Origin of the sequence: Streptomyces sp. MMG1121 (assembly GCF_001280015.1) — a bacterium.
Taxonomy (GTDB): domain Bacteria; phylum Actinomycetota; class Actinomycetes; order Streptomycetales; family Streptomycetaceae; genus Streptomyces.
Map to the genome: position 1 here is coordinate 89,553 of NZ_LGDV01000119.1, position 15,471 is coordinate 105,023.

The 15,471-nt window shown below is 70.6% G+C and carries 14 protein-coding genes and 1 riboswitch; of the genes, 7 read left to right on the forward strand and 7 right to left on the reverse strand.

Features of this window, described 5'->3' with window-relative positions:
• Nucleotides 1–30: 30 nt before the first annotated feature.
• On the reverse strand, nucleotides 31–696 hold the full coding sequence (locus ADK64_RS13195; protein WP_053658406.1) for a YceI family protein: 666 nt from the start codon (nucleotides 694–696) through the stop codon (nucleotides 31–33).
• A 144-nt stretch (nucleotides 697–840) separates the two neighbouring features.
• Between ADK64_RS13195 and rlmN the strand changes: the two genes are divergently transcribed.
• The 5 genes from rlmN (at nucleotide 841) to ADK64_RS13220 (ending at nucleotide 6,716) form a co-directional block, all read left to right on the forward strand.
• Nucleotides 841–1,947, forward strand: coding sequence for a 23S rRNA (adenine(2503)-C(2))-methyltransferase RlmN (gene rlmN, locus ADK64_RS13200; protein WP_053658408.1), 1,107 nt, complete (start codon nucleotides 841–843; stop codon nucleotides 1,945–1,947).
• Between the two features lie 25 nt (nucleotides 1,948–1,972).
• A riboswitch (TPP riboswitch) is annotated at nucleotides 1,973–2,081 on the forward strand.
• A gap of 80 nt (nucleotides 2,082–2,161) precedes the next feature.
• A complete protein-coding gene (locus tag ADK64_RS13205) occupies nucleotides 2,162–3,235 on the forward strand; it encodes a thiamine ABC transporter substrate-binding protein (RefSeq protein ID WP_053658410.1) in 1,074 nt (357 codons plus the stop codon).
• 38 nt (nucleotides 3,236–3,273) lie between these two features.
• A complete protein-coding gene (locus ADK64_RS13210) occupies nucleotides 3,274–4,875 on the forward strand; it encodes an ABC transporter permease (protein ID WP_053658412.1) in 1,602 nt (533 codons plus the stop codon).
• Nucleotides 4,875–5,894 carry an ABC transporter ATP-binding protein gene (locus ADK64_RS13215; protein WP_053658413.1) on the forward strand — a complete coding sequence of 340 codons (1,020 nt, stop codon included), beginning with the start codon at nucleotides 4,875–4,877 and terminating at the stop codon, nucleotides 5,892–5,894. The genes ADK64_RS13210 and ADK64_RS13215 overlap by 1 nt, the downstream gene beginning before the upstream one ends.
• A gap of 24 nt (nucleotides 5,895–5,918) precedes the next feature.
• Nucleotides 5,919–6,716, forward strand: coding sequence for a maleylpyruvate isomerase family mycothiol-dependent enzyme (locus tag ADK64_RS13220; RefSeq protein WP_053658415.1), 798 nt, complete (start codon nucleotides 5,919–5,921; stop codon nucleotides 6,714–6,716).
• An 80-nt stretch (nucleotides 6,717–6,796) separates the two neighbouring features.
• Here the strand turns inward: ADK64_RS13220 and ADK64_RS13225 are convergent, their stop codons facing one another.
• From ADK64_RS13225 to ADK64_RS13250, 6 genes are all read right to left on the reverse strand, one after another.
• Nucleotides 6,797–7,495, reverse strand: coding sequence for an LAETG motif-containing sortase-dependent surface protein (locus tag ADK64_RS13225; RefSeq protein ID WP_234384550.1), 699 nt, complete (start codon nucleotides 7,493–7,495; stop codon nucleotides 6,797–6,799).
• A gap of 288 nt (nucleotides 7,496–7,783) precedes the next feature.
• Nucleotides 7,784–8,191 carry a VOC family protein gene (locus tag ADK64_RS13230; RefSeq protein WP_053658419.1) on the reverse strand — a complete coding sequence of 136 codons (408 nt, stop codon included), beginning with the start codon at nucleotides 8,189–8,191 and terminating at the stop codon, nucleotides 7,784–7,786.
• A gap of 110 nt (nucleotides 8,192–8,301) precedes the next feature.
• Nucleotides 8,302–9,627 carry a hypothetical protein gene (locus ADK64_RS13235; RefSeq protein WP_053658421.1) on the reverse strand — a complete coding sequence of 442 codons (1,326 nt, stop codon included), beginning with the start codon at nucleotides 9,625–9,627 and terminating at the stop codon, nucleotides 8,302–8,304.
• Nucleotides 9,609–10,349: an ABC transporter ATP-binding protein gene (locus ADK64_RS13240; protein ID WP_053658423.1), complete on the reverse strand. Its 741-nt coding sequence runs from the start codon at nucleotides 10,347–10,349 to the stop codon at nucleotides 9,609–9,611. The genes ADK64_RS13235 and ADK64_RS13240 overlap by 19 nt, the downstream gene beginning before the upstream one ends.
• A gap of 191 nt (nucleotides 10,350–10,540) precedes the next feature.
• Nucleotides 10,541–11,923: an aspartate aminotransferase family protein gene (locus tag ADK64_RS13245; protein ID WP_078992633.1), complete on the reverse strand. Its 1,383-nt coding sequence runs from the start codon at nucleotides 11,921–11,923 to the stop codon at nucleotides 10,541–10,543.
• Nucleotides 11,908–12,426 (reverse strand): Lrp/AsnC family transcriptional regulator, encoded by a 519-nt coding sequence (locus ADK64_RS13250; protein ID WP_053658427.1) that lies wholly within the window; start codon nucleotides 12,424–12,426, stop codon nucleotides 11,908–11,910. The genes ADK64_RS13245 and ADK64_RS13250 overlap by 16 nt, the downstream gene beginning before the upstream one ends.
• Before the next feature lie 170 nt (nucleotides 12,427–12,596).
• On the opposite strand from ADK64_RS13250, the gene ADK64_RS13255 reads away from it, so the two are divergent.
• Nucleotides 12,597–14,033 carry a gamma-aminobutyraldehyde dehydrogenase gene (locus tag ADK64_RS13255; RefSeq protein WP_053658429.1) on the forward strand — a complete coding sequence of 479 codons (1,437 nt, stop codon included), beginning with the start codon at nucleotides 12,597–12,599 and terminating at the stop codon, nucleotides 14,031–14,033.
• 189 nt (nucleotides 14,034–14,222) lie between these two features.
• Entirely contained in the window at nucleotides 14,223–15,416 is a 1,194-nt protein-coding gene (locus tag ADK64_RS13260; RefSeq protein WP_053658431.1) for an ABC transporter substrate-binding protein, read from the forward strand.
• Nucleotides 15,417–15,471: the final 55 nt, after the last annotated feature.

Genomic DNA, 15,471 nt, shown 5'->3' on the forward strand with positions numbered 1-15,471 from the left:
AGGACGGGGGCACTGTCGTATACGGCGGTCTCAGGCCGTGGGGGTAGCGCGGATGGCCGCGATGTCGAACTGGAGGCGGACCGTCTCGCTCACCATGGCCCCGCCCTGGGCCAGCCGGGCGTCGTAGGTCAGACCCCAGTCGGAGCGGTTGATCGTGGTGGTGCCGTCGAAGCCGACGCGCTCGTAGCCGAACGGGTCCGTCACATGACCGATGTAGGCGAGCTCCAGGACGACCGGGCGGCGGGTGTCCTTGATCGTGAGGTCGCCGGTCATGCGGTACACGTCCTTGTCCGCGAGCTGCACGGTGGTGCTCGTGAAGGTCATCCGCGGAAAGCTCGCGGCGTCCAGGAACTGGCGGCCGGCCAGATGCGCGTCGCGCTGCTCCACGCCCGTGTCGACGCTGGCGGTGTACAGCACGATGTCGGCCCGGGAGCGGGCCGGATCGCGGCCGTCGAAGTACAGACGGCTCTCGTACTCCAGGAAGGCGCCGCGCACCGTCGTCACCATCGCGTGCCTGACCGAGAACCCGATCCTGCTGTGCGCGGGATCGATCATCCACTCGCCGGTGAGGGACGCCAGCGTGGGATCGGGCAGAACGGCGGTGGCGGTGGCACCGCCCGCCGGGACGGCGGTCGCCACGGGCGCGGCAGGCGGCTGCGCGCGCCGGTGGTGGGAGTTGCGGCCGAAAAGGTTCATGGCGCCTGTTGTTACGGCACGGCAAAGGGTGCGACAAGGGCCTACCAGGAAACCCGACCGTTCGTCGGCAGAACTTCACAGGTCGGGGCTTCACAAGAGCACGCACTCGGGCCACCCTGTTCGATCTGCGACACTGGTAGGACCATGCCCAAGCCCGGAGAACTCACTTTCGTCGCCCCGCGCGGAGCCAAGAAGCCGCCGCGGCACCTCGCCGACCTCACGCCCGCCGAGCGCAAGGACGCCGTGGCCGAGATCGGTGAGAAGCCGTTCCGTGCCAAGCAGCTCTCGCAGCACTACTTCGCGCGGTACGCGCACGAACCGGAGCAGTGGACCGACATTCCCGCCGGCTCGCGCGACAAGCTGCAAGAAGCGCTGTTCCCGGAGCTGATGACCGTCGTCCGGCATCTGTCGACCGACCAGGGCACCACGCGCAAGACGCTGTGGCGGCTGTTCGACGGGACGCTGGTCGAGTCCGTGCTGATGCGGTATCCGGACCGGGTCACCATGTGCATCAGCTCGCAGGCGGGCTGCGGGATGAACTGCCCCTTCTGCGCCACCGGACAGGCGGGCCTGGACCGGAATCTGTCCACGGCCGAGATCGTCCACCAGATCGTCGACGGCATGCGCGCGCTGCGGGACGGCGAGGTGCCCGGCGGGCCCGCGCGGCTGTCCAACATCGTCTTCATGGGCATGGGCGAGCCGCTCGCCAACTACAAGCGGGTCGTGGGAGCCATCCAGGCGCTCACCGCCCCCGCGCCCGACGGGCTCGGGCTCTCGCAGCGCGGGATCACCGTTTCGACGGTCGGGCTCGTCCCGGCGATCCACCGGTTCGCCGACGAGGGCTTCAAGTGCCGGCTCGCGATCTCGCTGCACGCCCCCGATGACGAACTGCGCGACACCCTCGTCCCCGTGAACACGCGGTGGAAGGTGCGCGAGGTGCTCGACGCCGGGTTCGAGTACGTCGAGAAGAGCGGACGCCGGCTCTCCATCGAGTACGCGCTCATCCGCGACATCAACGACCAGGCCTGGCGTGGTGACCGGCTCGGCCGGCTGCTCAAGGGCAGGCCCGTGCACGTCAACCTGATCCCGCTCAACCCGACGCCGGGCTCGAAGTGGACCGCCTCGCGGCCCGAGGACGAGAAGGCGTTCGTGGAGGCAATCGCCGCCCACGGGGTGCCGGTGACCATCCGGGACACCCGGGGCCAGGAGATCGACGGAGCCTGTGGTCAGCTCGCGGCCACCGAGCGGTAATCTGGCAGCGTTCCATCACATCTTCATATTCCGACAGGGGAGCGCCACAGCGCTGAGAGTGCGGCGGACAGGGCCGCAGACCCTCTGAACCTCGCCCAGGTCATTCTGGGTAGGAAGTTCGGTCATCACTCGAGCTGTTGCGCCCTGCCCGGCCGTCTTCGCACAGGCCGGGCAGGGCCGCGTTCTTCCTGGCCAACCCCCAGGAGGACATCCAGTGCACAACAAGACCCTCGTGGCCGCCGTGGTCGGCCTCGGCCTGATCAGCCTGTCCGCATGCGGTTCCAGCAGCGGCAAGTCGTCTGCCGACTCCAAGACCGTGACCCTCGTCAGCCATGACTCGTGGGCCGTGTCCAAGAGCGTGCTCCAGGACTTCGAGAAGCAGTCCGGCTACCACGTCAAGGTGCTCAAGGACGGCGATGCCGGGCAGGCAGTCAACAAGGCCATCCTCACCAAGGACAACCCGCAGGGCGACGTCTTCTTCGGCGTCGACAACACCCTGCTCTCCCGCGCCCTCGACAACGGCCTCTTCCAGCCGTACCAGGCCAAGGGCCTCGACCAGGTCGGCGCCGCCTACCAGCTCGACCAGGGCGAGCACCGGGTCACGCCCGTCGACTACGGCGACATCTGCGTCAACTACGACAAGGCGTACTTCAGCAAGCACAAGCTGACCCCGCCGCAGTCCTTCGCCGACCTGGCCAAGCCCGAGTACAAGAACCTCCTGGTCACCGAGAACGCCGCCACCTCCTCGCCCGGCCTCGGTTTCCTGCTGGGCAGCGCCGCGCAGTTCGGCGACAAGGGCTGGCCGGAGTACTGGAAGAAGCTCCAGGCCAACGGAGTCAAGGTCGTCGACGGCTGGGAGCAGGCCTACTACCAGGAGTTCTCCGGCTCCTCCGAGGGCAAGAAGGCCGGCGGTGACCGGCCGCTCGTGGTGTCTTACGCCTCCTCGCCGCCCGCCGAGGTGATCTACGCCAAGAAGCGGCCCAGCACCGCTCCGACCGGCGTGGCGAGCGGGACCTGCTTCCGGCAGATCGAGTTCGCCGGGCTGCTCAGCAACGCCAGGAACACCAAGGGCGCCAAGGCGTTCATCGACTTCCTGGTCTCCAAGGAGTTCCAGGAGGACATGCCGCTGAACATGTACGTCTACCCGGTGCTGAAGGGGGCGAAGGTGCCCGCCGAGTTCACCGAGTACGGCCCGGCCGCCCAGCATCCCGAGACCATGGCGCCCGGCAAGATCGCCGCCAACCGCGACCAGTGGGTCAAGTCGTGGACGTCACTCGTACTGAAGTAGGGAAACACCGGCGGGGAAACGCGGCACGGCTCGGGCTCATGGCCCTGCCCGTCGTGTTCTTCGCGCTGTTCTTCGCCTGGCCCGTGGCCGCGATCGTCGCGCGCGGGCTGAAGGTGGACGGCGCCTGGCAGTTCGGGCGGATCGCGGACGTGGTCACGCAGCCGGACATCCGGCACGTGCTGTGGTTCACCACCTGGCAGGCGCTCGCCTCCACCGCGCTCACCCTGCTCCTCGCGCTGCCCGCCGCCTACGTCTTCGCCCGCCTCGACTTCCCGGGCAAGCAGGTGCTGCGGGCCGTGGTCACCGTCCCCTTCGTGCTGCCGACCGTCGTCGCCGGCAGCGCGTTCCTCGCGCTGGTCGGGCACGGCGGGCTGTTCGACGAGCTGTGGGGCGTACGGCTGGACACCACGGTGTGGGCGATCCTGCTGGCGCACGTCTTCTTCAACTACGCGGTCGTCGTACGGACCGTCGGCGGGCTGTGGGCGCAGCTCGACCCCCGCCAGGAGGAGGCCGCCCGGATGCTGGGGACCTCGCCGCTCCGCGCCTGGCGCAAGGTCACCCTGCCGGCCCTCGCACCCGCCGTGGCCGCCGCCGCCCTGATGGTGTTCCTGTTCACCTTCACCTCCTTCGGCGTCGTCCAGATCCTCGGCGGTCCCACCTTCTCCACCCTCGAAGTGGAGATCTACCGGCAGACCTCCGAGATCTTCGACCTCTCCACGGCCGCCGTCCTCACCCTTCTCCAGTTCGCGGCCGTCGGCGCGATCCTCGCCGTGCACGCCTGGACCGTGCGCCGCCGGGAGACCGCGCTGCGGCTGGTGGACGCGTCGGTGACCGCCCGGCGCCCGCGCGGCGGCGGACAGCGGGCGCTGCTCGCCGGGGTGTTCGCGACCATCGCGCTGCTGATCGTGCTGCCGCTCGCCGTCCTCGTCCAGCGCTCCCTCGACGCCCCCGGCTTCGGCTACTACCGGGCGCTCGCGAACGCCGACGGCGGTACGTTCCTGGTGGCGCCCGTGCACGCCGTATGGACCTCGCTGCAGTACGCCGTCGCCGCCACCGCCATCGCCGTGGTGATCGGAGGTCTCGCCGCCGCCGCGCTGGCCCGCCGGGACGCGGGACGGCTGGTACGGGGCTTCGACGCGCTGCTGATGCTGCCGCTCGGCGTGTCCGCCGTGACCGTCGGCTTCGGCTTCCTGATCGCCCTCGACAAGCCGCCGCTGGACCTCAGACAGTCCTGGATCCTCGTCCCGCTCGCCCAGGCGCTGGTCGGGGCCCCCTTCGTCGTACGGACCATGCTGCCCGTGCTGCGCGCGGTGGACGGCCGGCTCAGGGAGGCCGCCGCCGTGCTCGGTGCCTCGCCCTGGCGGGTGTGGCGCGAGGTCGATCTGCCGATGGTGCGGCGGGCGCTGCTGGTCGCGGCCGGGTTCGCGTTCGCCGTCTCGCTCGGCGAGTTCGGCGCGACCGTGTTCATCGCTCGGCCCGACAACCCCACGCTCCCGGTCGCCGTGGCCCGGCTGCTCAGCCGCCCCGGAGACCTCAACTACGGCCAGGCGATGGCTCTTTCGACCATTCTGATGGTGGTGTGCGCCGCCGCGCTGCTGATCCTGGAGCGGCTGCGCACCGACCGGACGGGGGAGTTCTGATGCTGCTCAGCCTCGATACCGCGACCGTGCGCTTCGGCGGCCGGGCCGTGCTCGATACGGTCGGCCTCGACGTCGCCGAGCACGAGGTGGTGTGCGTGCTCGGGCCAAGCGGCAGCGGAAAGTCGACCCTGCTGCGGGCGGTCGCCGGGCTCCAGCCCCTGGCCGGCGGACGGGTTCTGCTGGACGGCCGCGACCAGTCGGGCGTGCCCGCGCACAAGCGGGGCGTCGGCCTGATGTTCCAGGACCACCAGCTCTTCCCGCAGCGGGACGTCGGCGCGAACGTGGCCTTCGGACTGCGTATGCACGGCGTGGCGAAGAGCGAACGGGACGCCGAGGTGCGGGAGTTGCTGGAGCTGGTCGGGCTGCCGGGGGCCGCCCGGCGGGCCGTGGCCTCCCTGTCCGGTGGCGAGCAGCAGCGCGTGGCCCTCGCCCGCGCGCTCGCGCCGAAGCCCCGGCTGCTCATGCTGGACGAGCCGCTCGGCCAGCTCGACCGCTCGCTGCGGGAGCGTCTGGTGGTCGAACTGAGGGAGCTTTTCGGCCGGTTGGGCACGACCGTGCTCGCCGTGACCCACGACCAGGGCGAGGCGTTCGCGCTGGCCGACCGGGTGGTGGTGATGCGGGACGGGCGGATCGCGCAGTCCGGCACGCCTCTTGAGGTCTGGCAGCGGCCCGCCGACGCCTTCGTGGCCCGCTTCCTCGGCTTCGACAACGTGGTCCCGGCGACCGTCGTCGCCGCGGCCGCCGACAGCCCGTGGGGCAAGCTGCCGGTGCCCGACGGCTCCCCGCAGGGCGCGCGCACGCTGCTGGTCCGGCCCGCCGGCGTACGGCTCGTGGCGGCCGACGCGGGCCTGTGCTGCACGGTGACCGCCCGCACCTTCAAGGGCACCCATGTGGCCGTCCGTCTCCAGCCCGGGGACGGACCGCGCCTGGAGGCGGCCTGCGCGCTGCGGGACGCGCCGGAGGTCGGGGACGCGGTGGGCGTGGAGTTCGACGTGGCTGAAATCGTCGTGCTCGACTGATCTTCGGGCCCTAGGGTAAGGGGCATGACTTTGCTCGCGCATGACCGTTACTGCGATGAAATCGCCCACCAGGTCGAGCAGTTGAGGTCCGTGCTGACCTCCGGCGCCGACCTGTCCGCGACCGTGCCGACCTGCCCGGAGTGGTCGCTGGAGGATCTCGTACGACACACGGGTGGCGCCCTGCGCTGGGTGGACACCCTCGTCCGTACCCGGGCGCAGGAGAACGTCCCGCCGGAGCGGGTCCCGCTGGCCGGCGGACCCGAGGAGCGGGGCGACGCGGCCGCCCTGGACAAGTGGCTCGCCGAGACCGGCGAACTGGTCGTCGGCGCACTGCGCGAGGCCGGTCCGGACGCGACGGTGTGGGCGTGGGCCGGGGTGCTGAACGCCGGCTTCTGGGCCCGTCGTATGGCCCACGAGATCACCGTCCACCGCGCCGACGCCACGCTCGCCGCCGGACTGCCCTACGAGGTCGCGCCCGACATCGCGGCGGACGCGCTGGACGAGTGGCTCCAGATCGTGGAGTGGGCGCAGCGGACCATGCCGAAGGACCCGGCGCGGGACCTAGTCCGGCCGGACAGCACCATCCATCTGCACGCCACCGACACCGAGCCGGCGCTGAACGCCGAGTGGCTGATCGACCTGGGCCAGGAGGCGATCACCTGGCGGCGCGGCCACGAGAAGGCCACGGTCGCCCTGCGCGGCCCGCTCACCTCCGTGCTGCTCGCCTTCTACCGCCGGCTGCCCCTGGACAGCCCCGGGCTGGAGGTCCTCGGCGAGCGGGAGCTGCTGGAGTTCTGGCTGGAGCGGGCGACCTTCGGCTGACGGGGTTCCGGCACACGACCGCGGCCCGTCCCCTGGGGATAGGGGGACGGGCCGCGGTGGTGGAGCGGCGGGGCGGGGCGTCAGTTGTCGCCGCGCGCCCCACGACGGCGCATGCCGAAGAAGACCGCGCCGCCGCCGACGACGACCAGCGCGCCCGCGAGGCCGGCGATCAGGCCCGTGTTGGAGTCCGCACCGGTCTCGGCGAGGTTCGAGCTGCCGGCCGCCGGCGACGGCGCGTTGCCCGGAGCGGCGCTCGCCGGGGCGGAGCTGGAGGCGGAGTCCGACGGGGTCGGGGACGCCGACGGGGCCGGGGTGGACTGGGACGGCGACGGCTTCGGCGTCGGGGAGGCCGACGGGGTCGGGGTGGAGCTCTCGGTCTTGCAGGCGGTGGCCGGGGTCGTCAGGCCGCCCGCGATGTCCTCGTCGACGAGGTTGTTGCCCGCCTTGACGTGGACGCGGTACGTCGCGCTCGGCTTCCAGTCCTCCGAGAAGGTGACCGGAGTGCCCGCGGCGGAGCCCTTGACCTCCAGCTGGCCGACCTGCTTCTCGACTCCGCCGCTGTTCTCGAGGAACACGGAGACGGTGGCCGAGGTACCGGAGACGTCGGTGTCGGTGACGACGATGACGCCCTTGGCGCCGTCGCACTTGGCTTCGGCCTTGAAGTCACGGATGTTGCACGCGAGGGCGGAGCTGGACAGGCCCAGCACCACGGCGGCGGATGCGGAGGCAACACCGAGGATGCGCACGGAACGGCGTGCGCTGCGGCGAGTTATGGACACGTTTGTCCTTTACAGAGTGCATAACTGCGGGGGGCTGAGGGGGAGTTGGGGCCACGGATGAGGGTGAAGCCCCGGTACCCCCAGGAGGCTCACAGGTCTATAAGCGCTTCGTCAGCAGTGTCAATGCATATGCCCGCAACGGCTGTTGGCTTTGCCTGCTTATTAACCACCGGGGCGTTTACGTGGTCCGGGCGGGCGACTCGGTGTGGCGGTCACGGGCGGCGCGGTGCGGCTGGGCGGGTGCCGGAGCCGCCCGCCCGTGCCAGGCGCGATGGGGGACCCCGGCGGTCAGCCCTGGACCGCGGCCGGGTCCATCCACATGACCTCCCAGGTGTGGCCGTCGAGGTCGTCGAAGGCGCGGCCGTACATGAAGCCGTGGTCCTGGGTCTGGCCGGTGGCGGTGCCGCCGGCCGCGATCGCCCTGTCGACCAGCTCGTCGACCTGCGCGCGGCTCTGCGCGCTCAGGCAGATCAGCACCTCGCTGGTCGTCGTCGCGTCCGCGATCGCCTTCTTGGTGAACGTCGAGTAGAACGGCTTGGTGAGCAGCATCGCGACGATGGTGTCGCTGATCACCACGGAGGCCGCGTTCTCGTCGCTGAACTGGGGGTTGATCGTGTAGCCCAGCTCCGTGAAGAACTTCTTCGAGGCGTCGAGGTCGTTCACGGGCAGGTTCACGAAGATCATCTGCTGGTACATGAGGGTCTCTCTCCCGTGCTGGTGGGTGCTGGGGTCAGCGTGTCCGGTGAGGTAGACCGGGGGCCCCGCCAGAACTCATCGGCCGCCGGGGAAGTCGTGCGGCGGGCCCCTCAGCGGTTTGCGGGCAGGGCGGCGAGAGTGGCGACGGCGAGCGTGAGCGGGCCGAACACGGCGAGCAGGGCCGCCGCGCGCAGGGCCGCGGCCGCGCGCAGCATCGTGGCCGGAGCGCCGAGGCGCAGCAGCGCGGCGGTGGTGTCGGCCCGGCACTGGCGGGTCTCGACGGCCGCGGTGAGGAGGGTGGCGACCGCGCAGCCGGTGACCTGCGCCGCGCCGAGGGTGGTCAGCGGGCCGAAGGCCGGTGCCGGACCGGTGTACAGCGTGGTCATGGCGTAGCCGGCCGACGCGACCGCGCAGACGACGCCCAGGGGGCGGCCGATGCGGGTGGCTTCCGCCATGAGCGCCCGGCCGGCGAGGAGGCGCAGGGCACCGGGGCGGACGGACTGGAGCAGCCGGCCGCACAGATGGGTGAGGCCGGGCGCGGCCAGGACCAGTCCGGTGGCGATCAGGAGCCAGCCGAGGAGTACGGCGAGGGCCTCGTGGCCGGCGTAGGAGTGCACGGCGAGCCCGGTGACCAGGACGGAGGTGCCCCAGGGGAGGCCTGCGGGGGTCCCCTGGGAGGCGGGAATGGTCCTGGCCGGTTCGGGGTCCTGGACCGGCGGCTCGGGGGCGGTCCCGGTCCCGGTGTCCGGGGCTGTCGCGTCGCCGCTGTCGTCCGGGTCGGCGGCGGCTTCGGAGGTACGGCTGCCGGCCGGCGGCCGGTCGCGGCGCGCGCCGAACCTGCCGTACGTCCCGAACGTCTCCTGGGCCGTCGAGCGGCGGTACGCGCCGAAGCGGCCGAATCTGCGGCGGCCCGCGGCGGGGCGCGGGTCCCTCGGACGCAGGAACAGGGCCACCGTCGCCGTCGCGGGGACCGGGACCAGGAGCAGCAGCGTCAGGGCGGCCGGGACCGGGAGGGGCTGGTCGGCCGCCAGGAAGTCCGCCGCCGTACCCCCGAAGGGCAGGCCCGTCGGGTCGCCGCGCAGACGGAGGAAGACCAGCAGGGCCAGCAGCGAGCCCAGGGTGCAGGACAGGGCCGTGGTCAGGGCGGACATGGCCATCAGCCGGGCCGGGCCGAGACCCACCGCGGACAGGCCGGTGCGGGCCCGGGTGCCGGGGTCGGTGCGGGCGACCGCGAGCGCGAGGTAGGCCGTGGCGGCGAGCGGAACGGCGCACCAGACCAGACGCAGCGCGGCGGCGTCCGCCGATTCCGGGTGGCGCAGGGCGTAGCCGAGGCAGGACAGCAGGAGGAAGCCGGTGCCCGTCGAGGCCGCGGCGACCAGCAGGCGGCGCAGCTGGACGGCGGGCCGGGCAGCGCGGGTCAGACGGAGAGCGAGCACGCGGCCCGGCCTTCCGTCTCCGTGGCCGCCGGCAGGTGCAGGGTCCGCACGCGGCGCCCGTCCAGCAGGGCGACCGTCCGGTCGGCGAGGGCCGCGATGTCGGGGTCGGCGGTGGCGAGGACGACGGTGATGCCGTGCGAACGGGCGGCCGTGGTCAGCGTCCGCAGCACATGGGTGCGGTCCGCGCGGTGCAGCGGGGCCGTCGGCTCGTCGGCGAAGAGGACCGAGGGGGCCGGGGCCAGCGCCCGGGCGATCGCCACGCGCTGGCGTTCGGCCTGGTGCAGTGCGCGCGGACGGCAGCGGGATCGGTCGCCGACGTCGAGGCGCTCCAGCCACTCCAGCGCGGCCACCTTGGCCCGGCGGCGGCCGAAGCCGCGCAGCATCAGGGGGAGCGCGGCGTTCTCCCAGGCGTTCAGCTCGGGGATCAGGACCGGGGCGGGGTCGATCCAGCCGAAGCGGTCCCGGCGCAGCCGTTCCCGGGCCGCCGGGCCCAGGGTGTGCACGGGCACGCTGTTGAACCAGACCTCGCCGTTGCGCACCGGCACCAGGCCCGACAGACAGTGCAGCAGGGTCGTCTTGCCGCTGCCGCGCGGGCCGGTGACGGCGAAGACCTCGCCCTGCCGCACCTCGAGCGAGATACCGGCGAGCCCGGGGGAGCCGTCGGGGTGCCTGAAGTGCAGCGAGCGTGCCCAGAGCACGTCGTTGTCCGGCGGGGCCTCCATGGGCGTACACCTCGGTTCTGATCCGTATGTCCCGTGCCTGTTCCCTCGTACGGGGGAACGAAGGCTGGGCTGATCGGTCACTGGAACGCTAGGCAGCCGTCGTGGGCAGGCCGGACAGCACACGGCCCCGGGCCGCCGTTCTCACTCGAACGGAGGGCGCCGGGGCCGGATTGATCATCCAGTCGGACTGATCAGAGCTTGGTCCACGCCTCCGTGAGGGTGGCGCGCAGGATCTGCTCGATCTCGTCGAAGGTCTCCTGGTTGGAGATCAGCGGCGGGGCGAGCTGGATGACCGGGTCGCCGCGGTCGTCGGCACGGCAGTACAGACCGTTGTCGAACAGCGCCTTGGAGAGGAAGCCGTACAGGACGCGCTCGGTCTCCTCGTCGTTGAAGGACTCCTTGGTGTTCTTGTCCTTCACCAGCTCGATGCCGTAGAAGAAGCCGTTGCCGCGGACGTCGCCGACGATCGGCAGGTCGTGCAGCTTCTGCAGGGTCTGCAGGAAGGCGCCCTCGTTGTCGAGCACGTGCTGGTTGATGTTCTCGCGCTCGAACAGGTCGAGGTTGGCGAGACCCACCGCGGCCGACACCGGGTGACCACCGAAGGTGTAGCCGTGCAGGAAGGTGTTGTCGCCCTTGTAGAACGGCTCGGCGATCCGGTCGGAGACGATGCAGGCGCCGATCGGGGAGTAGCCCGAGGTCATGCCCTTGGCGCAGGTGATCATGTCCGGGACGTAGCCGAACTTGTCGCAGGCGAACATCGTGCCGAGGCGGCCGAAGGCGCAGATGACCTCGTCCGACACGAGCAGCACGTCGTACTTGTCGCAGATCTCGCGCACGCGCTGGAAGTAACCGGGCGGGGGCGGGAAGCAGCCGCCGGCGTTCTGCACGGGCTCCAGGAAGACCGCGGCGACGGTGTCGGGGCCCTCGAAGAGGATCTCCTGCTCGATCTGGTCGGCGGCCCAGCGGCCGAAGGCCTCGGGGTCGTCGCCGAAGAGCGGGGCGCGGTAGATGTTGGTGTTCGGCACCTTGTGCGCGCCCGGCACCAGCGGCTCGAAGGGGGCCTTCAGGCCCGGCAGGCCGGTGATGGACAGGGCGCCCTGCGGGGTGCCGTGGTAGGCGACCGCACGGGAGATGACCTTGTACTTGGTCGGCTTGCCCTGCAGCTTGAAGTACTGCTTGGCGAGCTTCCAGGCGGTCTCCACGGCCTCGCCGCCACCGGTGGTGAAGAAGACCTTGTTCAGGTCGCCCGGGGCGTAGTCGGCGAGACGCTCGGCCAGCTCGACGGCCTTCGGGTGGGCGTACGACCACACCGGGAAGAAGGCCAGCTCCTGGGCCTGCTTGAAGGCGGTCTCGGCGAGTTCCGTGCGGCCGTGACCGGCCTGGACCACGAACAGGCCCGCGAGACCGTCGAGGTAGCGCTTGCCCTTGTCGTCGTAGATGTAGGTGCCCTCACCCCGGACGATGGTCGGGACGGGGGAGTTCTCGTACGAGGACATGCGGGTGAAGTGCATCCACAGGTGGTCGTACGCGGTGCGGCTGAGGTCCTTCTGGGTCACGGTTATCGGGTTCCCCACATGTAGGTCTGCTTCTTCAGCTTCATGTAGACGAAGCTCTCGGTGGAGCGCACGCCGGGAAGTGCCCGGATGCGTTTGTTGATGACGTCCAGCAGGTGGTCGTCGTCCTCGCAGACGGTCTCGGCGAGGATGTCGAACGAGCCCGCGGTCATCACCACGTACTCGACTTCCGACATGGCGGTCAGCGCGTCCGCGATCGACTCGACATCGCCCTCGACGTGGATCCCTACCATCGCCTGCCTGCGGAAGCCCACGGTGAGCGGGTCCGTGACGGCGACGATCTGCATCACGCCCTGGTCCAGCAGCTTCTGGACGCGTTGGCGCACGGCCGCCTCGGACAGGCCGACGGCCTTGCCGATCGCGGCGTACGGCCGGCGGCCGTCCTCCTGGAGCTGCTGAATGATGGCGAGGGAGACGGCATCCAACGTCGGGGTGCCGTTCCTGGACTCGCGGGACGAGTCCCTCTGGTCTGCGCTTCGACTGGCCACGACCTCACTGTGCACGACGTCTCGACAGTTTCGCAACCCTCCAGCGATGAAATTCGTTGTTTGAGACTCCCAGTCTTGCGGATTTCGCAGAACCGATGGCGTCGGGGGTGTTGAAAACGTGGCCCCGGCGACTAGGGTGGGTGTCTCAGTCAGCGGACAGTGAGAACCAGATCAGGAGGCCGGCAGTGAGCACCGAGCTGCGTCGTCTGCGCAACCACATCGACGGTGAGTTCCGGGACGCCGCCGACGGACGGACCACCGAGGTGGTCAATCCCGCGACGGGCGAGGCGTACGCGACCGCGCCGCTGTCCGGGCAGGCGGACGTGGACGCCGCCATGGAGGCCGCCGCCCGCGCCTTCCCGGCCTGGCGCGACACGACCCCGGCCGAGCGCCAGAAGGCGCTCTTGAAGATCGCGGACGCGTTCGAGGAGCGCGCCGAGGAACTGATCGCGGCCGAGGTGGAGAACACGGGCAAGCCGATCGGGCTCACCCGCTCCGAGGAGATCCCGCCGATGGTCGACCAGATCCGCTTCTTCGCGGGTGCGGCGCGACTGCTGGAGGGCCGCTCGGCCGGCGAGTACATGGAGGGGATGACCTCGATCATCCGCCGTGAGCCGGTCGGCGTCTGCGCCCAGGTGGCGCCCTGGAACTACCCGATGATGATGGCCGTGTGGAAGTTCGCCCCGGCGATCGCCGCGGGCAACACGGTCGTCCTGAAGCCCTCGGACACCACCCCCGCCTCCACGGTCCTCATGGCCGACATCATCGGCTCGATCCTGCCCAAGGGCGTCTTCAACGTCGTCTGCGGCGACCGCGACACCGGCCGTCTGATGGTCGAGCACGACACCCCGGCGATGGCGTCGATCACCGGCTCGGTCCGCGCGGGCATGTCGGTGGCCGAGTCCGCCTCCAAGGACCTCAAGCGCGTCCACCTGGAGCTCGGCGGCAAGGCCCCGGTCGTCGTCTTCGAGGACACCGACATCGCCAAGGCCGTCGAGGACATCTCGGTGGCGGGCTTCTTCAACGCCGGCCAGGACTGTACGGCCGCGACCCGCGTCCTCGTCCAGGAGTCCGTCCACGACGAGTTCGTGGCCGCGCTCGCCAAGGCGGCCGCCGAGACCAAGACCGGTCAGCCGGACGACGAGGACGTCCTCTTCGGCCCGCTGAACAACCCGAACCAGCTCAAGCAGGTCGCGGGCTTCATCGAGCGCCTCCCCGCGCACGCCAAGGTCGAGGCGGGCGGCCAGCAGGTCGGCGACAAGGGCTACTTCTACGCCCCGACCGTCGTCTCCGGCCTGAAGCAGGACGACGAGATCATCCAGAACGAGGTCTTCGGACCGGTCATCACCGTCCAGTCCTTCTCGGACGAGGACCAGGCCGTCGAGTGGGCCAACGGCGTCGAGTACGCCCTCGCGTCCTCGGTGTGGACCAAGGACCACGCCCGCGCGATGCGCATGTCCAAGAGGCTCGACTTCGGCTGCGTGTGGATCAACACGCACATCCCGCTGGTCGCGGAGATGCCGCACGGCGGCTTCAAGAAGTCCGGTTACGGCAAGGACCTGTCGGCGTACGGGTTCGAGGACTACACGCGGATCAAGCACGTGATGACGTCCCTCGGCTGAACCTCGGCCGACCGGGGCAGGCGCCCTCATGATGCGCGGCCCCCGGGCGGGTTCACCTCCCCGCCCGGGGGCCGCGCCTTTGTGTTTCCGGCCCGTCCTGGGTCCGGTCGACAAGGTGTCGGGTCCCGTCCGGAGGGCTGGACGCAGCGTCGATTGTGGCTCCGAGCGCCGGGACGGCATGCTTCCGGGGTGCCCCAGACTTCTTCGCGCCACCCCGTGTTGTCCCGCCGTTCCCTGCTGACCGCACTCGGCGGCACGGCCGCGCTCGGTGCGCTGGCCGGCTGCGGGGTGCCCGCCGCCTACGTCGCACCCGGCGACCGGGCCGTCGCCGACCAGTCCGCGTCGGAAAAGAAGCTGACCTGGGCGAACTGGCCGCTGTACATCGACACCGACGACAAGAACCCGAACAAGCGGCCCACGCTGGACGGCTTCGAGAAGCGCACCGGCATCTCCGTCGACTACGTCGAGGAGATCAACGACAACGACGAGTTCTTCGGCAAGATCAGCCCCGCGCTGATGAACCACCAGTCGACCGGGCGCGACCTGATCGTCATCAGCGACTGGATGTGCGCCCGGTTCGTACGGCTGGGCTGGGTGGAGCAGATGGACCGCGCCCACCAGCCGAACGTGGCGAAGTACCTGGACCCCCTGCTCCGTTCACCGGCCTTCGACAAGGGCCGCCTCTTCACCGTGCCCTGGCAGTCGGGCATCACCGGCATCGCCTACAACCGCAAGAAGCTGGGCCGCGAGATCCGGCACGTCAAGGACCTCTGGGCGAGCGACCTCAAGGGCCGCGTGACCCTCCTGTCCGGCCTGGACGAGTCCTTCGCGCTGCTCATGCAGGGCAACGGCGTGGACATCACCAGGTGGACGGCGGACGACTTCCACAAGGTCTGCGACGAGGTGGAGCAGCAGGTCCACCGCGGCCAGATCCGCCGCTTCACCGGCAACGACTACACCAAGGACCTGGTCAGCGGCGACGTCCTCGCCTGCCAGGCCTACTCCGGCGACGTCATCCAGCTCCAGGCGGACAACCCCGACATCCGCTTCGTCGTCCCCGAGGAGGGCGCCGAGCTGTGGTCGGACTCCCTGATGATCCCCAACCGCGCCCACCACAAGGCCAACGCCGAGCGCCTGATCGACTACTACTACGACCCACAGGTCGCCGCGAAGCTCGCCGCCTGGGTCAACTACGTCTGCCCGGTGCCCGACGCCAAGGAGGTCCTGGCGGCCTCGAAGGACAAGGACACCGCGGCCCTCGCCGACAACCCGCTGATCTTCCCGGACACCGAGATGCGCAAGCGCCTGGCCATCGCCCGGGACATCACGTCGACGGAGCGGGTGGAGTTCGCGAAGCGGTGGAACAAGATCGTGGGGTTGTGATCCGACCACGCCGACTACGCGCCGACAGGCGTCAGATCACCGCACCACGCCCCCT

Bases quoted from the DNA above. Each gene is read 5' to 3' on its own strand.
- ADK64_RS13240 (WP_053658423.1), bottom strand. From the start codon at position 10,349: ATGGAGGCCCCGCCGGACAACGACGTGCTCTGGGCACGCTCGCTGCAC.
- ADK64_RS13195 (WP_053658406.1), bottom strand. From the start codon at position 696: ATGAACCTTTTCGGCCGCAACTCCCACCACCGGCGCGCGCAGCCGCCT.
- ADK64_RS13220 (WP_053658415.1), top strand. From the start codon at position 5,919: ATGACTTTGCTCGCGCATGACCGTTACTGCGATGAAATCGCCCACCAG.
- ADK64_RS13215 (WP_053658413.1), top strand. From the start codon at position 4,875: ATGCTGCTCAGCCTCGATACCGCGACCGTGCGCTTCGGCGGCCGGGCC.
- rlmN (WP_053658408.1), top strand. From the start codon at position 841: ATGCCCAAGCCCGGAGAACTCACTTTCGTCGCCCCGCGCGGAGCCAAG.
- ADK64_RS13230 (WP_053658419.1), bottom strand. From the start codon at position 8,191: ATGTACCAGCAGATGATCTTCGTGAACCTGCCCGTGAACGACCTCGAC.
- ADK64_RS13210 (WP_053658412.1), top strand. From the start codon at position 3,274: ATGGCCCTGCCCGTCGTGTTCTTCGCGCTGTTCTTCGCCTGGCCCGTG.